General features: G+C 44.4%; 1 protein-coding gene. It reads right to left on the bottom strand.

Going from position 1 to position 746, the window contains the following annotated elements:
- On the bottom strand, nt 1–746 hold a 746-nt coding region (locus B3V51_RS08135; RefSeq protein WP_286708226.1), incomplete at both ends, for a catalase.

The raw sequence follows: 746 nt of genomic DNA, 5'->3' as shown, positions 1-746 counted from the left end.
AGTACCATTTTACCGATGATTTTAACTGGCACTAGCTCTTCTGGAATCAGCTTAGTGGCATCTAAGTGGTCAAATGGAAACTCATTGGCCTCTTCTTCGGTAAAGAGCTGTACACCAAGCTCCCACTCAAAATACATACCATTTTCAATCGCTTCATACATGTCACGGCGGTTATAATCAGGGTCAGCACCAGATATTTTTACCGCTTCATCCCAAATAAGCGACTGTACACCTGCTACTGGTTTCCAATGATAACGGAAGAAAGTACTCTTACCTTCTTTGTTGAGCAAACGGTAGGTATGAATACCAAAACCTTCCATCATGCTAAAGCTACGCGGCAATGCACGATCACTCATAAGCCAAATCAGGTTATGCATCGTCTCTGGGCTTAGCGAGACAAAGTCCCAAAAGGTATCGTGGGCAGATGCCGCTTGCGGAAACCCGCGATCCGGCTCCGGCTTGACTGCATGAATGAGATCAGGAAACTTAATAGCATCTTGAATAAAGAAGATAGGCATATTATTACCGACTAAATCCCAATTACCTTCTTCTGTGTACATCTTGACTGCAAATCCGCGTACGTCACGGGGCGTATCCTTTGAGCCTTTATTACCAGCAACTGTTGAGAAGCGGGTAAATACAGGAGTCTGCTTACCGGTCTCAGTTAGTATTTTAGCTGTTGTATACTCTTCTAACGATTCAGTTAATTCAAAATAACCATGCGCCGCACTACCACGCGCATGGAC

Origin of the sequence: Psychrobacter sp. UBA2514 (genome assembly GCF_002341255.1) — a bacterium.
Lineage (GTDB): Bacteria > Pseudomonadota > Gammaproteobacteria > Pseudomonadales > Moraxellaceae > Psychrobacter > Psychrobacter pacificensis.
This window is presented reverse-complemented; position numbering and strand designations above follow the sequence as displayed.